15 protein-coding genes are annotated in these 18,328 nt (G+C 56.0%); 8 read left to right on the top strand and 7 right to left on the bottom strand.

Annotated elements, in window-relative coordinates; all coding sequences use genetic code 11:
• Positions 1–30: 30 nt before the first annotated feature.
• From ACZ5FM_RS26250 to ACZ5FM_RS26260, 3 genes are read right to left on the bottom strand one after another with little or no spacing between them, the layout of a single operon-like run.
• Positions 31–1,572: a sugar ABC transporter ATP-binding protein gene (locus ACZ5FM_RS26250; RefSeq protein ID WP_312949262.1), complete on the bottom strand. Its 1,542-nt coding sequence runs from the start codon at positions 1,570–1,572 to the stop codon at positions 31–33.
• Positions 1,569–2,972 (bottom strand): FGGY-family carbohydrate kinase, encoded by a 1,404-nt coding sequence (locus ACZ5FM_RS26255; RefSeq protein WP_312949259.1) that lies wholly within the window; start codon positions 2,970–2,972, stop codon positions 1,569–1,571. The genes ACZ5FM_RS26250 and ACZ5FM_RS26255 overlap by 4 nt, the downstream gene beginning before the upstream one ends.
• Positions 2,969–3,748 (bottom strand): DeoR/GlpR family DNA-binding transcription regulator, encoded by a 780-nt coding sequence (locus ACZ5FM_RS26260; RefSeq protein WP_312949257.1) that lies wholly within the window; start codon positions 3,746–3,748, stop codon positions 2,969–2,971. Before ACZ5FM_RS26260 ends, ACZ5FM_RS26255 begins: the two co-directional genes overlap by 4 nt.
• A 192-nt stretch (positions 3,749–3,940) precedes the next feature.
• On the opposite strand from ACZ5FM_RS26260, the gene ACZ5FM_RS26265 reads away from it, so the two are divergent.
• The 5 genes from ACZ5FM_RS26265 (at position 3,941) to ACZ5FM_RS26285 (ending at position 8,698) form a co-directional block, all read left to right on the top strand.
• Complete coding sequence (locus ACZ5FM_RS26265; RefSeq protein WP_464041255.1) at positions 3,941–5,023, top strand: class II aldolase/adducin family protein; 1,083 nt, start codon at positions 3,941–3,943, stop codon at positions 5,021–5,023.
• Positions 5,020–6,297 carry an FGGY-family carbohydrate kinase gene (locus ACZ5FM_RS26270; RefSeq protein ID WP_464041256.1) on the top strand — a complete coding sequence of 426 codons (1,278 nt, stop codon included), beginning with the start codon at positions 5,020–5,022 and terminating at the stop codon, positions 6,295–6,297. The genes ACZ5FM_RS26265 and ACZ5FM_RS26270 overlap by 4 nt, the downstream gene beginning before the upstream one ends.
• Positions 6,294–7,136, top strand: a complete 843-nt coding sequence (locus tag ACZ5FM_RS26275; protein WP_464041257.1) for a TIGR01459 family HAD-type hydrolase — start codon at positions 6,294–6,296, stop codon at positions 7,134–7,136. The genes ACZ5FM_RS26270 and ACZ5FM_RS26275 overlap by 4 nt, the downstream gene beginning before the upstream one ends.
• Before the next feature lie 92 nt (positions 7,137–7,228).
• On the top strand, positions 7,229–8,053 hold the full coding sequence (locus ACZ5FM_RS26280; RefSeq protein WP_464041258.1) for a helix-turn-helix transcriptional regulator: 825 nt from the start codon (positions 7,229–7,231) through the stop codon (positions 8,051–8,053).
• A 96-nt stretch (positions 8,054–8,149) separates the two neighbouring features.
• Entirely contained in the window at positions 8,150–8,698 is a 549-nt protein-coding gene (locus ACZ5FM_RS26285; RefSeq protein ID WP_464041259.1) for a YbhB/YbcL family Raf kinase inhibitor-like protein, read from the top strand.
• Between the two features lie 40 nt (positions 8,699–8,738).
• Here ACZ5FM_RS26285 and ACZ5FM_RS26290 read toward each other — a convergent pair whose 3' ends face one another.
• Both ACZ5FM_RS26290 and ACZ5FM_RS26295 read right to left on the bottom strand, forming a co-directional pair.
• Complete coding sequence (locus ACZ5FM_RS26290; protein ID WP_464041260.1) at positions 8,739–9,227, bottom strand: ABZJ_00895 family protein; 489 nt, start codon at positions 9,225–9,227, stop codon at positions 8,739–8,741.
• 163 nt (positions 9,228–9,390) lie between these two features.
• On the bottom strand, positions 9,391–10,293 hold the full coding sequence (locus ACZ5FM_RS26295; protein WP_464041261.1) for a LysR family transcriptional regulator: 903 nt from the start codon (positions 10,291–10,293) through the stop codon (positions 9,391–9,393).
• A 292-nt stretch (positions 10,294–10,585) separates the two neighbouring features.
• On the opposite strand from ACZ5FM_RS26295, the gene ACZ5FM_RS26300 reads away from it, so the two are divergent.
• From ACZ5FM_RS26300 to ACZ5FM_RS26310, 3 genes are read left to right on the top strand one after another with little or no spacing between them, the layout of a single operon-like run.
• The gene (locus ACZ5FM_RS26300; protein WP_464041262.1) at positions 10,586–12,010 is read left to right on the top strand and encodes a c-type cytochrome; all 1,425 of its coding nucleotides are present in this window, start codon (positions 10,586–10,588) and stop codon (positions 12,008–12,010) included.
• Between the two features lie 51 nt (positions 12,011–12,061).
• Positions 12,062–12,586, top strand: coding sequence for a sugar dehydrogenase complex small subunit (locus ACZ5FM_RS26305; RefSeq protein WP_464041263.1), 525 nt, complete (start codon positions 12,062–12,064; stop codon positions 12,584–12,586).
• Positions 12,587–12,600: 14 nt separating this feature from the next.
• Positions 12,601–14,235, top strand: a complete 1,635-nt coding sequence (locus ACZ5FM_RS26310; protein WP_464041264.1) for a GMC family oxidoreductase — start codon at positions 12,601–12,603, stop codon at positions 14,233–14,235.
• Between the two features lie 186 nt (positions 14,236–14,421).
• On the opposite strand, the gene ACZ5FM_RS26315 is transcribed toward ACZ5FM_RS26310, so the two are convergent.
• Both ACZ5FM_RS26315 and ACZ5FM_RS26320 read right to left on the bottom strand, forming a co-directional pair.
• A complete protein-coding gene (locus ACZ5FM_RS26315) occupies positions 14,422–17,817 on the bottom strand; it encodes an acyl-[ACP]--phospholipid O-acyltransferase (RefSeq protein ID WP_464041265.1) in 3,396 nt (1,131 codons plus the stop codon).
• Between the two features lie 93 nt (positions 17,818–17,910).
• On the bottom strand, positions 17,911–18,192 hold the full coding sequence (locus tag ACZ5FM_RS26320; protein ID WP_312949231.1) for a YiaA/YiaB family inner membrane protein: 282 nt from the start codon (positions 18,190–18,192) through the stop codon (positions 17,911–17,913).
• Positions 18,193–18,328: the final 136 nt, after the last annotated feature.

Here is an 18,328-nt window from a genome sequence, read left to right on the forward strand (position 1 = left end):
CCGCTCCCACTTCTTTTTCTGTTGTCGTTGTCAGGCTGCGTGGCCTGCCGTGCCGGTTGCCAGTGCCATGATCGCTTCCTGTCCGATCGGTTCTTCTGGTGATCCGGTGACCTCACCGGCGATGCGCCCCTCGCGCATGACCAGCACTCGGTCGGCAATGCCGAGGATTTCAGGCAGATCGCTTGATATGGCGACGATGGCGATGCCGTTCTGGGCCAGCTCATCAATGATCCGGTAGATTTCCGATTTCGCGCCGACATCCACGCCACGGGTCGGCTCATCCAGAATGATGACCTTCGGTTTTGTCTCCAGCAGGCGTGCAAGCAGCGCTTTTTGCTGGTTACCGCCTGAGAGGGCACCGACATTGATCTGCGTCCCGGCGGTGCGGATCGACAGGGATTTCACCGCATGTGCGGCCCGTTCCCTCGCCTTCGAAAAATTGAGTACGCCACCGGACTTGGCATCACCTGCAATGACGCCAATATTGATGTTGTCGCTGATCGACATGTCGAGGAACAGACCGAGCGATTTCCGGTCTTCTGTCAGATAGGCAATGCCAGCATCGAGCGCTGCGCGCGGGGACGTGATGGCGACCGGTTTGCCGTTGAGCGTAATGCTGCCTGTTGTCTTGTGGTCGGCACCATAAACGAGGCGAGCAAGTTCTGTCCGGCCTGATCCAACCAGACCGGCAACGCCAAGCACTTCGCCGGCACGCACATCAAAAGAGCAGTCATGCACTCTGATACCGTCGCCGACATTGTTGACCGACAGGACAGCAGCGCGTTCGCCCGTCACTTGCCGGTGCTCTTTTTTGTAGAAAGAAGACAGATCGCGCCCGACCATCATCGACACAAGCTTGTTTGCCGACAGTTCGGATCGTTCCAGGGTGCCGACATAGGCGCCGTCACGCAGCACACTCACTCGGTCGGAAAGCTGATAGATCTCTTCCATGCGGTGGCTGATATAGATGATCGCGATGCCTTTTGCCTTCAGGCGGGCAATTACGTCAAACAGCCGGTCGGTCTCGCGTGTTGTTAGGGAGGTCGTCGGCTCGTCCATCACAATGATACGCGCATTGGTCGTTAGCGCCCGGGCAATTTCCACCATTTGCCGTTCGCCAAGTGACAGTTCGGCGACGCGTCGCCCTGGGCCGAAACCAATACCGAGTTGCTGCAGGATGGGTTCTGCGCGACGGCGCATCTCTGCCCGGTCTGCAACACCGAAGCGGGAAGGCTCGTTACCAAGGAACATGTTTTGCGCGACGGTCAGGTTGGGTGCGAGTGAAAGTTCCTGATAGATAACGGCAATGCCTAGGGCCTTGGCTCTCTGTGGATCACCAAGCAAGGCGTGCGCTCCATCGATCAGCACCGAACCGCCAGGGTCAGCCGTATAAGCGCCGGAAAGGATTTTCATCAAGGTCGACTTGCCGGCGCCGTTTTCGCCCATCAGTGAATGGACTTCACCGGCATGTACGGTCAGGCTGACTTCGGACAGGGCTTTTGAGGCGCCGAATGTCTTGCTGATCTCGCGCATTTCAAGGATCGGGTGCTGCTGGCTTGCCGTCAAGGTCATGCGCACTTCTCCTTTGCATCGTTTTGCGTGTAGCTTGTCAGGGCATCGACATGCTGGCGCCATGCCAAGCGATAGTCCTCAAGTCCGGCGATGGTAGCCGCCGTGGCCGTGGCGCAATCATTGACGAAAGGATTGTGGCCACTTGCGTCAAAGACGAGCGCAGCCGCACCAAAGGCACTACCCTCAGGGTTGGCGCTGGTGTGCACGGTCTGATCCGGTCTGAGGGCTGCAAGAACTGACGCATAAAGTCCTGTTTTGACCAGACCGCCATCAATGACGATCGTGTTCTTCGAACCAATCAGGTCGAGTGACAGATCGGTCATCAAGGCGACATAGAGCATGGCAACGGCGGCGCGTTCTTCGCCATCGACGGTTGTACCAATGAAGTGGCCGTTGTGGCCGGGCATGGGACCGCCAGCCGCAAAGGATGGCAAGGCAAACGCCTTTTTGGCGATAACCGATGCAACGGCTTCGGGTGATACAGGCTTAGTCCACCCGCCGCTTGCAACATCGTATTCGCGGCCACCCATGAAGCGGATCGTGGCGACCGGTTGGTGATCGACGGTGACATTGGCCAGCATGTCGCGCTTGGCATCCAGTGTTTCCAACGGGCTTGCCGGATTGAAGATGATGACCCAGGTGCCGGTTGAAACCAGCGTGAAATCCGAAAAGCCAAGCGAACGGTAGAAATAAAGCGCGCTATTGCTGTCATGCACGCCGTTATGGACGGCGACATCAATGCTGCGGCCGTCTTCGAGCTGCACAGCATATGTTCCAATGACAGTGCCTGCACTTGCAAATTCAGGCATTTTTTTCCGCCAATCCATGCGGTCAACGAGGCTGCTGAAATCGTCTTTTAGTGGTGCCCACAGATTGGAATGGCAGCCGAGGTAAGAGACTTCGCTCACCGCACGACCGGAAAATTTCCAGCTCCAGAATTGCGGGTAACACAGAATGGCCTCTGCCTCGGCGATCAGTGCCGGATCACGGGCATCAAGCCAGAGCAGATGTCGTCCATAATTGAAACCAAGCGGCAGCGGCGGCGAAAAGGTTTCGCTGAAATCCGGTGCCATCGCATCGATCCGTGCGGCGATATCGGCAGGTGGTTCCTGTTCATAGTCGAGAATGGCGTGAACCAACTGGTCGCCGCGCGTCAGTGCAAATGTGCAGCCATGGCCGGAAAAGGTGATGCGGTCGACGCCATGCCCGGCAACGACACGGGCAAGCTCACCCTTCATCCAGTCGAAAAGTGCATCGTCATCCAGTACACGCAGGTCATCCTGCTCGCGCCAGATGGGACGCGTGCGGGCCTCGTCAATCACCTGACCATCCGCCGACACGACGAAAAGTTTTGAATTGGTCTTGCCGAGATCAAAGACTGCGAGAGGATTTGCGCTCATGCCGCACCTCCGACATTGGCGATCATGATGCTGACGCCAGCGTCTTCCAGCATTTTCGAGGCCGTATCCGTCAGGCCATCATCGGTGATGATGGTGCCGATACGCGACAGCGGCAGCACGGCATTGCGTGGCTGAATTGAAAATTTGCGGCTGTCAGCCAGAAGAACAATCTCATCGGCGCAGGCTGCAAGTTCGCCAATTACCTTGACCAGCAGCGGATGGGATTCAAGCAGCCCCTTGCCGCTGATGCCCTGCGTCCCCACAAAGAAACGTGAGGCAAAAAAGCCCGGGGAGCCGGCTGTCGGATCATGGATGATGCCCGGTTCGCGGTATAGGTCGCCGCCTGCAAGTGAAAGCTGGCAGGTGCCATGTTCGCCGAGATAGGCTGCAAGCGGCATGGAGTTGGTCCAGAGCCGCAGATTGCGCTGCGCCAGCAGAATGCCAAGCTGGTAGCAGGTCGAACCGGCATGCACGATGATGGAATCGCCATCGCGCACCAGATCGGCAGCCATGGCCGCAATGGCCCGTTTTGCCTCGACGGCAATGTCACGGTTCTCGTCATAGGGGCGTGCTGACAGGCGGATGCTGTCACCCGGCTCCATCGCAGAAATGCCACCATAAACTTTGCGTGCACGGCCAAGCTCATGCAGCTTGTCGATATCACGACGGATCGTGGCGGGAGAAACGCCAAGCTGCTCCTGCAGATCCCGTACCGAAGCAAACGGTGTCTCACGCAAAAGGTCAGTAATGGCTTTGTGGCGTTCGGTGTCGTTCAAGACGTTTCCTCCCGGCGTCTCCCTCGCCGATGAATGAAGATAATCATAATCAATCTGCCTTATCAATAGTTGTGACGAAAATTATTCACTATTGACGTTTTGTGATCATGAAAATACCTTTTGTAGAAAAGTTCGCTCATAATCGTTGTTAAACGACGATGGTGCGACGCTACGGCATAGGAGGAGGCCGGCATGACTTCGGGCAATCGGACGCAGGACATTCCAGCTTTCGAGGCATTTCTCGACCTTTCGCGGCAGATCGGCGGTGAGGTGCTGAAAACGCAGGGCGCCGGCGGTAACACGTCCATCAAGCACGACGGCATGATGTGGGTGAAGGCGTCGGGCACATGGCTTGCCCATGCCGGAACACGCGACATCATGGTGCCCCTTGAGGTCGCTCCACTGGTGGACGCGCTCAGGGCACGGGATCCAAGCGCCGAAAAAGCCACTGATTTCATCATCTCCGACCTGAATGCGTCGGGGCTGCGCCCCTCAATCGAGGCGAGCTTTCATGCGGCATTGCCGCAAACGGTGGTGGCGCATTATCACTGCGTCAATGCAATTGCGCTGTCCGTCTTGGAGGATCGTGAAAAACGGATCGCTGAGCGCATGGCAAGGCTTCCAGATTTGACCTGGGCAACCATTCCCTATCGTCGCCCCGGCACACCGCTTGCTCGTGAAATCGAACTGGTTGCCACAAACCGGCCTGATGTTCTCATCCTCTACAATCACGGCATTATCGTTACGGGTGAGACCGTGGAACAGGTGCGGGATCGCATAACCCGTGTCACGGAGGCGTTAACGATGCCGGAACGCCCTGTCGCAGAGGTCGATGTCGCAGCTTTGATAGCGTTAGCGGCGGGTTCCAATTTCCATGCTGCGGAAGACCGAGGCAGCCACAAGACTGCCCTTGATCCTGCGAGCGTCAAACTGGCGACAGGTGGGTCTCTCTATCCGGATCATGTCATTTTTCTGGGGACGGAAATTGGTGTTTTGGGCAAGGGGCAGACGGCAAAAGCCTATTGTGAAGCACGCCTGGCGGAAAATCTGGCCGTCCCCAAAATGCTTCTGGCTCCTGATATCGGTGTCCTGCTGGCAAATGAGTTGACGGATGGTGGTCGCGTCATGGCGCGCTGCCTTGCGGAAGTCGTTGCTCGCATTCCCGAAGATGCACCCGTTGTCTATCTCGAGCCGGATCAGGAATACGAACTGACCCATTGGGAGGCCGAACAATACCGTCAGGCTCTGGATCGCAAGGCGAGTCAGCGCACATGAGTGCGACGGCAAGACCAGCCAAAGCGCTTGGCATTGATCTCGGCACCTCAGGGGTTCGTGCTGCTGCGCTTGCGGACGATGGCACTCTTTTGGATATGGCCGCATTTTCATTTCCCAATGCTGCGGCCGGGCGTTCGCCCTCCGTGTGGTGGGCCGGGGTGCAATCCTGTCTGGCAGAACTTTCCGCTCGCCTGCCGTTAAAGGATATTGAAGGGTTAGCGGTTGATGGCACCTCAGGTACTGTGGTGGCGCTGGACGCCAGCGGCGAGCCGGTTGGCGATGCGTTGATGTACAACGACCCCTGCCCCGACCTTAGGATTGTCGAGAAGATCGCGTCAGAAGCGCCAACCAACAGCCCCGCTCGCGGTGCAACCTCCGCATTGGCCCGCGCTATTCATCTGTCGCGCCAGACCGGCGTGACCAAGGTTGTGCATCAGGCCGACTGGATTTTGCTCAAGCTTGGCGTGTCGGCGGCAACCAGTGACGAAAACAATGCGCTGAAAACCGGGTATGATCTCGTAAACGAGCGTTGGCCGGATTGGCTGGATGCCTGTGGCATGGATATCGCGCTTCTGCCCGTGGTCAAACGTGCCGGCGCTCCTATTTCGGAAATCAGTGCCGCAACTCGCTTGTTCGGCATCCCCGCGACTTGCCGTTATCATGCCGGAACGACGGATGGCTGCGCGTCATTTTTCGCAACCGGCGCGTCGAGCATTGGTGACGGCGTGACCGCGCTTGGTTCAACTTTGGTCATCAAATTGGCCTCAGCCAATCCGATCGATGCTGCTGATTATGGCATTTATTCGCACCGCATTCTGGACTTCTGGCTGGCGGGAGGAGCCTCGAATTCCGGAGGTGCAGTTATCGGCAGCTTCTTTGATGGCGAACAATTAAAAGCCATGACACCGCTTCTGCAGCCAGGTAAGCCGACCGGCCTTGATTATTACCCGCTGAACAAGCCCGGCGAACGTTTTCCCATCAATGATCCGTCCTATCCGCCGCGTCTGGAACCTCGCCCGGCAGATGATCTCTTGTTTTTCCAGGCAATTCTGGAAGGTATCACCTCCATCGAAAAATCGGGTTACGGCCGTTTGGTCGAACTTGGTGGTCCGAAACTTCAATCTGTGCGAACCGTGGGCGGCGGAGTTGCCAATCCCGCTTGGGCAAACATGCGCGAAAAGGCGCTCGGTGTGCCTTTGCTTGCCGCGCGGTCAGCCGAGGCGGCTGTCGGCACTGCCTCCTTGGCGCTGGCCGGAAAGGCAAGATGGTCATGAGCCTTAAACCTTGGACGACCCTGGCTGATCTGGCTGAACGATATGACGTCTTACTCATCGATCAGTTCGGTGTCTTGCGGGATGACGAGCGGGCTTACCCCGGCGCCAATGATGCGTTGGTGCGACTGAAGGCTTTGGGAAAATCCATCATTATCCTCTCCAACTCAGGTCGAAGCGGTGACTATAATGCCGACCGTCTGGTGAAGCTCGGCTTTGACCGTTCCGGTTTCGATCGCTTTCTGACATCAGGCGATGTTGCCCATGACATTCTGGCAGAGGAGACGGCAGGGAAAAGCACGACGCGATGCCTGACGATTTCGAGCGGCGACGACCGCAATCTGGCTGATTCACTCGGTTTCGAAAGCGTAGAAGATGCGGCGCTCGCCGATGTGGTGATCATCTCGGGCAGCGAGGCTGAACGAATTCCGCTTTCCCTATATCGGGAGCGGCTGGAACCGGCAGCGCGCCGTGGTGTGCCCTGTTATTGCACCAATCCTGATCGCCACAAGCTTGCCAAGGGCGGTGTCACGGCACCCGGTGCTGGCAGTATTGCGCTAACCTATCAGGAGCTTGGCGGTGTCGTGCGCTGGTTTGGAAAACCCTATCCGGCAATCTACCAGAAGGCGCAATCTCTGTTGGGCGGCGTCGCCTCGGATCGCATCATCTGTATTGGCGACAGCATCGAACATGACATCGCAGGTGCTGCCGGCGCAGGCCTGAGTTCCTGTCTTGTACGAACCGGCATATTGGAGCGCAGTACCGAACCTGAATTGAACGAAATCTCGGAAAAATACTCCGCCTGGCCAGATTTCTTGATGCAACGCTTTGTCTTTGGATGATGCCAGACACGGTCTGTCCCGCTGTCATTGCAGTTACGACAAAATGACCTAAAAGCTTGGGCGAGAATTTACCGCGCCAGGGCATCATCCCAGTGGACCATAAAAACGCACATCAGGACGTGATGGTACCAAGTCCAGTTGCTAGGGTTTCGATCTTTCCGATCTCACAGGCGACGGCAGCAACATTTACCGATCTTTATATCGGCCAGGCCTTTCTGTGTTTCATTCAGTCAGGCTCAAAGCGTGTGGTCTGCCCTGTGCGCGGTGAATTGATCGCAGAACAAGGGGATTTGCTGATATTCGCTCCGGGCGATCTTGTGACGCTGGAAAACCGCCCGGTTCCAAACGCCAACTATCTGGCAGATGGCGTTTATTTTTCCCATGATCTGGTTGAAAGCGTTTTTGCCGAGCAGCCGAGGCCGACGTCACCCGCAGGTATCCAGTTGCTCCGTGCCGCCTCTACCGACATTTCAACGATCCTTGATCTCATCAAGGAAACACTTCATCGGGATGATCTGCCTGCCATCGTCAGACAACACAGGTTGCTGGAGCCGCTGATCTGGTTGCAGCAAAATGGCGTGCGACTTCCCACCCGCAGTGAAGACCAGCCTTGGAGCAAGGTGCGACGGTTTATCGAGACTGATATTAGCAGGTCATGGCGCCTCGCCGAGGTGGCGCAGCATTTTGCGATGAGTGAAGCAACTCTGCGGCGCTGGCTTGCAAAATCGGGTCTTGGATTTGCGGAAATCCTGCTCAACACGCGCCTTGAAAACGGGCTTGCACAATTGCAGACGACCAGCACATCGATTTCGCAGATCGCCCTTCAATGCGGCTTCAAGACCCCTTCCCATTTTTCGGACGCCTTTCGGAAAAGGTTCGGTATAAGACCAAAAGCGATCCGTTCTGCTGAAAAATGAGCGTTTACCGATAGTATTTGATTGTCAGCCGGAAGCGGTATCTAGCGACAGATTATATCTTCAACACCATGATCAACGGTTCAGAAGGACATCATCATGTTGAAGAAGACATTTTTTTCTGCCGCCTTATTGGCTGCGACGATTTCGTCAATGGCGGGCGCGCAGGACCTCAAGCTGTCAAGCTCATCGATTGCCGAGGGTGCGCAACTTGACAAGGCATTTGTCTTTGCCGGGTTTGGCTGCATCGGCGACAACCAGTCCCCGCAACTGACATGGTCAGGCGCACCGCAAGGCACAAAAAGCTTTGCGATCACGGCTTACGATCCGGATGCGCCAACCGGTTCAGGGTGGTGGCACTGGAATGTCGTGAATATCCCGGCCACGGTGACATCCCTGGAGCTCAATGCCAGTGCCAATGGCAAGATGCCAGCGGGTGCCACGCAAATCAGCAACGATTATGGCGTTGCCGGTTTCGGTGGCGCTTGCCCGCCACCGGGTGAAGTTCACCGCTACATTTTCACGGTCCACGCCCTGTCGGTCGACAAGCTCGACCTGCCGGAAAATCCAAGCAATGCGTTGACCGGATTTATGGTTCACGCCAACAGCATTGAAAGCGCTCGCATCACGGCCGTCTATAACCGATAGGCGATATGACCGCCTGACAGCCGATTTCCTTATGCGGCTGTCAGGACCCGCTTTTGGCAAGTTTCTGCGCCTGCAGTTTGGCGGCCTGTTTCAGCCCCATACCAATGCCGAAACGAATAACAAGTACCTGCAGCAGAACCAGCCCTACGACAAACCCGCCGATGATCGTTGCGTCATCGCCACTCAACGAGAAAAGGCTTGCCTGACTGTCGAGGCCTATCAGATGATAGACACCCCAGAATATCAATCCTGACAGGGCAAGGGTGATCAATGCGCAAAGCAATGTGATCTTCCAGATTCGGGCTTTAACAGGCAGGTTTGCCTCACGCGAATACCAGAACTGGCCGACATAATTTGCCGAGACAAAGGCGACAATGAAGCCCATTGCGCTGTTTTGAAACTCAATATTGAACAGCTCTGCCATCACCACGATGATGATATAAAACAGGACCGTTGCGCCGACGAAGGCTGCCAGATAGGCAAGTACAAGACGCAATGTGCTCACGGGCAATGGAGAAATCTCGGTCATCGCTGTTCTTCCTATTCGCGATTCTGCATAACACGGATGTAGAGATTTTTACGCGTGCATGCTGAAAAGCTCAACTACTGCGCTACCGAACTGCGGTATATGATTGTGCCGCTCCTATGGCTGGAACCTCGTCTATTTACATCAAATCAGGACAGGGCACTGTTCAAGCAGTTGCGGATGCTTCGCTGACATAAGACAGCAAATGGGCAAGAAACTTCTTTCCATGGTGAGGAAGATGTTCTTCCTTTCGAACGCATAGATAAAGTTCGCGGTCGGCCCAATCGTCGAGGATTTGCACCATGCGAAAATCCATGAAGCGACCATAACGGAGGGCAGCGCTTTCGGGCACGATTGCAACGCCTGCCCCTTGCGCGACCATGGCGCAGATGCCCTCAAACCCATCCATGCGCATGCGAATATCGACATCGCGTCCAAGCTCGACGGCTCGCCTTCGCAGGAACTGTGACAAGGCTACCTTCTGTTGCAAGGTAATCATACGCTCGCTGAGCACGCGTGAAAAATCGGTGGCGTCCAGCAGCGCGTGATCCTTTGGCACAACCAGCACCAGTCTGTCGGGCACAAAACGCCAGCGGTCCAAACCGCTCATGTCGGCAGATGCCGCAACGATGCCAATATCAGCCTCACCGTTTCTCAGCAGCGCCACCACTTCGAGGCTTGGTTTATCGGCAACCGAGATGCTAATGTCAGGATGTTCGGCCAGAAATCGCCCCATGACGGCTGGCAGATGTTCTGCCAACATATTTGTGTTGGAGAGGAAACGGATATTACCGCTGCGCCCGTGCGAGAAATTGCTCAGTTCGATCTCGATGCGCTGCGCGCTGCTTAAAACCTGTCGGGCGTGCCGCGCCAGCATGTCTCCGGCAAGTGTGGGGCGAATACCTCTTCCCGTGCGTTCTAGCAGGGGCAGGTCGAACGATTCTTCCAGCTTTTTTAGCCGGGCACTTACCGCTGCCACAACAATATTGTTCTGCGCTGCGGCGGCTGTCAGGCTACCGCCTTCAACTGCTGACAGAAAGATACGAAGGTCCGTCAGATCAAATTTCATCGCATCCAACCTTTCACGTATGGTGAAATCTGATTATAGAAAAAACTGCCTAGTCAAGGTGGCGAGGGCGGCGTTATGACACTCGTCAAGTCGTACCCGCGACACATCGACACGCTGATATTTCCGTATGGAATTATCCAATTAAGCGTTTTCGCGCAAGAATTGCTTCGGAAAGACTGGTGTTTTCCGCGATGTTGCTATCTGGGCCGCGGCGACACGTATCGGCCTTGCTCGTGGGAGGAGAAGCACGGTTTGGCACTTATCGTTCATGCTTGATGAAAGCACGTTGTTTATGCCCAAGCTTCTTCCCGTCTTGTCACCCATATTTCTCTGTCTGACCGCGCTGGCCGCTACGTCCGGTCTAGCGCTTGCAGAAGACACCATCAGCGCCTCTTCCGACCTCATTGCGCGTGGGCGTTATCTGGCGACTGCTGCCGACTGTGCTGCCTGTCATACCGCACCGCATGGCGGAACGCCTTTTGCCGGTGGCTATGGCATCGACACACCGCTTGGCAAGATTTTCTCGACCAATATCACACCGTCAAAAACGGATGGCATCGGCAATTACAGCGAGGAAGAATTCGCGCGCGCCGTGCGTGATGGTGTCGCCAAGGATGGCAACCATCTTTATCCGGCCATGCCCTATACCGCCTATTCCAAGATCACCGATGAAGACATGAAGGCACTCTACGCTTATTTCATGAATGAGGTGAAAGCGGACGACCATAAACCGCAGCAGACCGCACTGCCCTTCCCGTTTTCAATCCGCACATCCATGGCCGTGTGGAACATGTTGTTCCTCGATAAGACGCGGTTTGAACCCAACCCGGCTAAGTCAGCGGAATGGAACCACGGCGCCTATCTCGCCGAGGCACTTGAGCACTGTGGAACCTGCCATACACCGCGAAATGGTTTTATGGCCGAAGACGGCAGCCTGCCTTTGGCGGGCGGAGCGATCGGTCCGTGGTTTGCGCCAAACATCACCTCTGACAAGGTGGCTGGCATTGGCGGCTGGTCGGATGCCGACCTCGTGCAGTATCTCAAGACCGGCAATGTCCGCGGCAAGGCGCAGGCTGCTGGGCCTATGGCCGAAGCGGTTGAAAACAGCCTGCAGCACCTGCCTGACGAAGACCTCAAGGCAATCGTCACCTATCTGAGGGATGTGCCTGCCAGTGCGTCCGGCGACGAACAATCGCGTGCCGATCTCGGCAAGCCGTCGACAGAAATCGAAGCGTCGCTGCGTGGACTGCCTGGACAGGAGCCGAACGAAAACGGTTTCCATATTTTCAGTGGCAGCTGCGCTTCCTGCCATCAGCCGGAAGGCCAGGGTAACCTGCACTACCCATCGCTGTTTAAAAATACCGCAACCGCTGCGCACCGGGCCGACAATCTGATTGCGACAGTCCTATACGGCGTCCATCGCACAGTTGGCGACAACGTTGCCTTCATGCCGGCTTTTGGACCTGATGCCTCTTACACGGATCGTCTGTCTGACGAAGATATTGCCGATGTCAGCAATTATGTTCTGACCAATTACGGCAATCCCGCCGTCAAGGTCAGTGCTGCAGATGTCGCCCTTGTTCGCGAGGGTGGCGAAAAGCCGTTGATCGTCAGGCTCGCGCCGCTTGCTGCTCCGGCAGCAATTGCGTGTGGTGTCTTTGTGGTTGGGTTGATCTCCTGGCTGTTGATCCGCCGTCGTCGTTCGCCTGCCTCTTAAGGCGTAAGACCGTCCCTTCCTTTTTGCATTACAGCTCCACCGGAGATCCTGATGCCTCTCGATAATTTTTCCCCGTCTGCCACAGGACATGTCTCGCGTCGCGGATTCCTGCGTACCACTGTCGCAATTGCTGGTCTGGCAGTGTTTGCCGACCTGACTGGCCCACTTTCGGCCGCTGCCACAGATGATGCTGTCACGTCCTTTACACAGCTGTCAGAGTTCCTGACCGGCTACACACTCGATCCGGTTATCGGCGGCCGTTTTCTGGCCGCACTGAAAAAACGTAATGCCGAGCTGGATGCAAGCATGGCGGCATTGTCAAACCTCATCAAACAATCCGGCGTGTCGGATATGGATGGTTTTCTCGCCCTTTCCGGCACCGACCCCGCGTTGATGAAGACTGCAACCAAGATCGTTTCCGCGTGGTATCTCGGTGTGGTTGGCGAGCCGGAAGATGCCGAGCTTATCACCTATGCCGATTCCCTGATGTACCGCCCGACCAAGGGCCTTCTCACCATTCCGTCTTATGGTCCAGGCCCTAACGCCTGGGGACCTAAGCCCGGCAGCAAGATCTGACAGGAACACTTGAAATGGCAAACACATCTTATGATGCCGACCTGATCGTTATCGGCTCCGGCGTAATGGGCGGAATTGTAGCCGCCAATCTCGCCAAGGCGGGCAAGAAGGTCATCGTGCTGGAGGCTGGACCGCGCGTTGATCGCCGCGAAATCGTCGAGACCTACCGTAATGCGCCGGTCAAACTGTCGCTCGCCAATGCCAAGCTGCAAGGTGCGGGCTCTCCCTTTCCGAGCATGCCATGGGCGCCCTCCACCTATGGCGATTATCTGCAGTATGAAGGGCCGGTCAAATACAACACCTCCTATCTGCGTGTGGTTGGTGGCACGACCTGGCATTTCGGCTCGGCGCTGTGGCGCATGATACCCAACGACTTCAAGATCCAGACCCTTTACGGACGCGGTCGTGACTGGCCGATCGGCTATGATGATCTAGAACAATATTACAACAAGGCCGAACTGGAACTGGGCGTCACCGGCACCGACGGACAGGACGAAAGCGGTCAGGGCGGTGGCCCTATGCCCCCACGCTCCATGCCGTTTCCGATGAAGCAATTGAACTCCACCTATATGTTCGACACGCTGGCTGAAAAGCTGCTGGTCGGTGGCTTCAACCCGGTTCTGGAGCCTCATGGTCGCGCTTCGCGTCCTTACGGCAATCGTCCGATATGCGCCGGCAACAACAATTGCAATCCTGTCTGTCCGATCGGCGCAAAATACGATGGTTCGATGCATATCGACGAAGCGGAACGTCACGGTGCCAAATTGCTCGACAACTCGCCGGTCTATAAGATCGAAGCGGGTGACGACGGCAAGATCACCGCCATCTGGTACAAGAAGCCCGACAATTCCGAGCATCGTCTGACGGCAAAATATTTCGTGTTGGCTGCCTATGGTATTGAATCCGCCAAACTGTTGCTGATTTCGACATCGGAAAAATATCCAAACGGTATCGCCAATTCCTCGGATCAGGTTGGTCGTAACCTTATGGACCATACCGGTATCAGCATGAACATGCTGACCAAGGAAGATATGTGGCCGGGTGAAGGCCCAACGGAACTGCTGGTGTATCTCAACCAGCGGGATGGCGAATTCCGCAAGGACTACCCCAGTTATAAGATCAAGGTGCGCAACACTGTTCCGACCGCGCAGATGACTGAAGGTTTCATCAAAAAGGGTATTCTCGGTTCCAAGCTGGATGAGCAGATCCGAAAATATTCGGCACGTTCCTTGAACTGGGCCATCGATTTCGAACCGCTGCCACTGGCCGAAAACCGCGTCACGCCATCGAAAACAAAGTTCGATGCACTCGGCATTCCTGTCCCGGTCCTCTATTACAGCGTGACCGACTACTGGAATGCGGGTCGTGATCGCGGATTGCAGGATCTCAACAAGATTGCCGAACTGCTGGACGCCGAAGTGCTATCCACTGATGTGAAATGGCAGAACCGCCAGCACGTCATGGGCACGACCCGCATGGGTGATGATCCGACAGATTCCGTTGTTGATCGTGATTGTCGTACCCACGACCATCCCAACATGTTCATTGCCGGGACAAGCGTCATGCCATCGGCATCGTGCATGAACCCGACGCTGACAGGCGCAGCACTCAGCGTGCGGATTGCCGAGCAGCTAATCAAGGAAATCTGATTGCGTCGTCAGATGTTTCAGGATGCCGCCGCGGCGGGAGATGGCGGCATCAAATTGGTCGGTGCTTGATGTATTCATCGCGGAAGTGGCAGAGCACGCTTTGAGCGAGCGCCCACTTCCCCCTTCATGTCTGATGAGACATGGATACGGACGGCAAATTGCTTGCCGTCCGCAGGGTTTGAAACATCAGGCCGCGTTGCTACCCGGCTGCGTCGACAAAGCGAGTTTTCTCGCGGCAACAAAGTCGACCTTGCCCGAACCAAGGACCGGCACGGCGCCAATAGTCACTTCGGCAGGCACCATCATGTCCATAGCGCCCTTCGACTTCGCAAAGCTTGCAAAGGCTGCACGCGTCGCCCTGGGGGCATCAGTCAGCAGGATGAGGCGCTCACCCTTTTTGGCGTCCGGCACGGATGAGACGACGGAAAGACTGCCCGGCCACAACTGGCCTGCCAGTGCTTCCACCGCTGCCAGCGACACCATTTCACCGCCGATCTTGGCAAAGCGCTTAGCACGGCCGCGAATGGTGACAAACCCGTCTTCGTCAATGGTGACGATATCGCCCGTATCGTGCCAGCCGTCTACCAGCGGTTCGATCACACCGGGGTTTTCGGCTCTGAGATAACCGGCCATGACATTGGCGCCACGGATGAACAGACGGCCACCTTCATCAATGCCCGGCACTGGTTCCAGTTTCCATTCCATGCCGGGCATGATCTTGCCGACGGTGCCGGAACGGTTGAACATTGGTGTGTTGAGCGAAATGACTGGTGCCGTTTCCGTTACACCGTAACCTTCCAGAATACGCAGGCCGAATTTTTCCATATAGGTTTCGCGTGTCGACGCCTTGACCGGTTCGGCACCGGAAAAGATGTAGCGGATCGAACGGAAGTCATAGGGATGTGCGGTGCGGGCGTAACCGTTGAGGAAAGTGTCGGTGCCAAAAATGATGGTGGCGTTGGAGGTGTAGATCAGTTCCGGCACGATGCGGTAATGCAGCGGTGACGGATAGAAATAGACCGGCACACCGGCGACCAGCGGCAGGACTGTTCCTGCGGTCAGGCCGAAGGAATGAAAGACCGGCAGGATATTGAACACCTTGTCGCCCGAGTGGAAGTCAATGCGCGACGCCGCCTGGGCTGCATTTGACAGGATGTTGCGGTGGGTCAGTACCACACCTTTTGGCGCACCTTCCGAACCCGAGGTAAACAGGATCACGGCCGTGTCTTCTGCTGTCTGTTTCACCAGCGGTTTGTAACGACGGATCAGGCCCTTGATCTTGTCAAAAGTGGTGATGGTCTCACGCAGATCATCCAGCCAGACAAAGGTCACGTCCTTTTCCAGTTCGGATATGATCGGAGCAAGCTTGCCCTGTGTGACGAAGGCACGCGAGCACAACACATGTTGCACCTGTGCTGCCTTGCAGGCCGACAGGATATTGGCGGCACCAGCTGTGAAGTTCAGCATGGCCGGGACCTTGCCTGCCGACATGACGCCGAGAACTGTGGCGGCTGTGCCATTGGCGTTCGGCAACATGACGCCGAGGTTCTTTTCATGCGGGAACAGGGCTTTGAACTTTGCGCCGAGTACGGCAGCACCGGTCAGCAACTTGCCATAGGACAGCGGACCGCTGATCGGATCTTCGACGGCAAGTTTGCTGCCACCTTTCTCCTTCGCTGTCTTGATGATGCGTTCGAGAACAGTGAGGTCGGTATCCGTCGTCTTGAACAGCAGCATCGACATGATCTTATAGAGGGCTGCACCGGCCGCAATGCGACGCTTGCGTCCTTTCAGTTCATCTGGAACATCAAGACGAACCGGCTCTAGAATGGTCACTTTGACCTTGGGGAACAAGCGACGACGAACCTGGCCGCCGGACAGGCGTGAAAAATAGCTCTTTTCCAGACCATCGATACGAACAGGCACAACCATCGAGCCGGTTTTGTCGGCCACCATGGCGGCGCCGTCGTAAACCTTCATAAGAGTGCCGGTCACCGTCAGGCGCCCCTCGGGGAAAATACCGATAGAATTGCCATCCTGCACCACCTTGATGAGCGAACGTGTCGCCATCGGCTTGGTCGGGTCAAGCGGCAGGAATTTGCACATCTTCAGGAATGGGCGCACCCACCAGGCCTGCGCGATCTTGTAGTCAACGGCAAAGACCGGCTCTTCTTCGGTGATGGCCAGCGCCAGCGCGCCATCGAGGAAACTGACGTGGTTGAGAGCGATAATCGGCGCGCGACCTGCCTTGCGGATGTTTTCCAGACCTTCAACTTCCAGCCGCATAAAGGCACGGAACAGGATGGAGATGAAATCCCGGAACGGGTTGGTTGGCAGAAACTTCAGCATCAGCCAAGCTACAGCGAGATTAATGAGCGAAAGGCCAAGAATGATCATTGGCACCGACACGCCAATCGCCTGTAGAATGGCAACCAGCGCCAAGCCGCTGGTGATGAACAGGGCTGAAAGAACATTGGCGCCGCCAATAACGCGGGCACGGCGTGTCTCATCGGCCCAGGTCTGCATGGCAGCAAAGGTCGGAACGGCGAGGAATGCACCACCAATGGCCATGCCAGCGAGATCAATCGCCACACGAATGGTGTTCTGACCGGCGAAGAAGGCGGCCATGGTATCGGCATGTGCTGACGACTGCAGACCCCAGAGGTTCCACGCAAGATCGATACCGAACAGGGCAACGATAGCGATGCCAACAGGTGCGGGCAGAAGAACGACACGACCGGCCGACATCCAGCCGACAATCGCCGAGCCGATGGCGATCGAGATTGCGAAGGTTGCCAGATAGGCAGGAACGATCAGCTCGGTACCACCAAGGATTTCGGTGACCATGATCGGCAACATCGACATGACAAAGGCGCCGACGAACCAGAACCAGCAATTCATCAGTGCTGAGCGCCAGACGCGACTATCCTCACGCAGTTCCTTGACCAGTGTCATGCTGGAGCGCAGCACGTTTTTGTCGATGACCAGCGAGGGTGCCCGTGCGCCAGTACGCGGGATCATGCGGGCCGACAACCAGCATAGAACCGACAGCACCATCATCATCGGGCCGAAGATCCAGACGCTGTCACCTTCGGCGAAGGCATAGGCGGCAACGATCGTACCGGTAAGGATGGCGATAAAGGTGCCGCCCTCAATCCAGGCATTGGCCTTTGGCAGTTCTTTTGTTTCGAGAAGGTCCGGCAGGATGCCGTATTTGATCGGTCCGAACAGTGCCGAGATGACACCGAAACCGAACAGCGCAACCATCAGCACAGTGATCGATGAAAAGGCGATGCCGATAACCGAGATGGCGGCGATGCCGATTTCGGCAAATTTCAACCTTTCGGCCATCTGTGCCTTGTCGTGTTTGTCGGCGAGTTCACCGCCAAGTGCCGATAACGCCAAGAAGGGCACAATGAAGATGCCGCCTGCCAGGGTCACGAGGGCCGCACCTTCCGCAGCCATCTTCGCCAGAATGAGGAAGATCAACGTCTGTTTGAGAAAGTTATCATTGAACGCGGACAGAAATTGCGTCCAGAACAGCGGCGCGAATTTCCTCGTTTTAATCAGACTATCTTGCATTGGCGCTTTCCTTTTCGATCGCGACAGGAAAACCATGGAGTCGTTAGGTAATTATTGATAGCTAAAACAACCCCAGGGTGTGGTTAATAGTGTTTAGCTGTCGCTATCGCGATTGAACTTTACCATCAGTTTTTCAGTCTTGGCGTCTTCGATCTTGCGGATCAGTTTTTCCGATTCAACATTGTCACGCAGGGTCTTGGTCATGTTGACCGTGGTCTGAACGAGCATAAGAATGCCCATGGCGAGATATCCCTTGCCCCAGAGATCAAGTGGCATCATCCAGATGCCAAGCACCAGCATGAAAGCGGCAGCGCCGAAGGAAATGTAGGAAAAGCTGACCCAGGTGGAGGAATGTTTCTGAAAACTGTCATTCATGGCTTTAATTCCTTGATGTGTTGACATGAGGTTCAAGCTGCGGTGACGAGGCGACCACGTAAAACTGTTGTGATCTGGTTGAACATTGGGCCTCTCCCGCTTATGAACGTTGTTCATGAATTTGTGTTTCGCATAA

It is taken from the genome of Agrobacterium sp. 5Ca50, assembly GCF_055381905.1.

Bases quoted from the DNA above. Each gene is read 5' to 3' on its own strand.
- ACZ5FM_RS26320 (WP_312949231.1), bottom strand. From the start codon at position 18,192: ATGAATGACAGTTTTCAGAAACATTCCTCCACCTGGGTCAGCTTTTCC.
- ACZ5FM_RS26295 (WP_464041261.1), bottom strand. From the start codon at position 10,293: ATGAAATTTGATCTGACGGACCTTCGTATCTTTCTGTCAGCAGTTGAA.
- ACZ5FM_RS26255 (WP_312949259.1), bottom strand. From the start codon at position 2,972: ATGAGCGCAAATCCTCTCGCAGTCTTTGATCTCGGCAAGACCAATTCA.
- ACZ5FM_RS26315 (WP_464041265.1), bottom strand. From the start codon at position 17,817: ATGCAAGATAGTCTGATTAAAACGAGGAAATTCGCGCCGCTGTTCTGG.
- ACZ5FM_RS26300 (WP_464041262.1), top strand. From the start codon at position 10,586: ATGCCCAAGCTTCTTCCCGTCTTGTCACCCATATTTCTCTGTCTGACC.
- ACZ5FM_RS26265 (WP_464041255.1), top strand. From the start codon at position 3,941: ATGACTTCGGGCAATCGGACGCAGGACATTCCAGCTTTCGAGGCATTT.
- ACZ5FM_RS26310 (WP_464041264.1), top strand. From the start codon at position 12,601: ATGGCAAACACATCTTATGATGCCGACCTGATCGTTATCGGCTCCGGC.
- ACZ5FM_RS26250 (WP_312949262.1), bottom strand. From the start codon at position 1,572: ATGACCTTGACGGCAAGCCAGCAGCACCCGATCCTTGAAATGCGCGAG.
- ACZ5FM_RS26305 (WP_464041263.1), top strand. From the start codon at position 12,062: ATGCCTCTCGATAATTTTTCCCCGTCTGCCACAGGACATGTCTCGCGT.
- ACZ5FM_RS26285 (WP_464041259.1), top strand. From the start codon at position 8,150: ATGTTGAAGAAGACATTTTTTTCTGCCGCCTTATTGGCTGCGACGATT.
- ACZ5FM_RS26270 (WP_464041256.1), top strand. From the start codon at position 5,020: ATGAGTGCGACGGCAAGACCAGCCAAAGCGCTTGGCATTGATCTCGGC.
- ACZ5FM_RS26290 (WP_464041260.1), bottom strand. From the start codon at position 9,227: ATGACCGAGATTTCTCCATTGCCCGTGAGCACATTGCGTCTTGTACTT.
- ACZ5FM_RS26275 (WP_464041257.1), top strand. From the start codon at position 6,294: ATGAGCCTTAAACCTTGGACGACCCTGGCTGATCTGGCTGAACGATAT.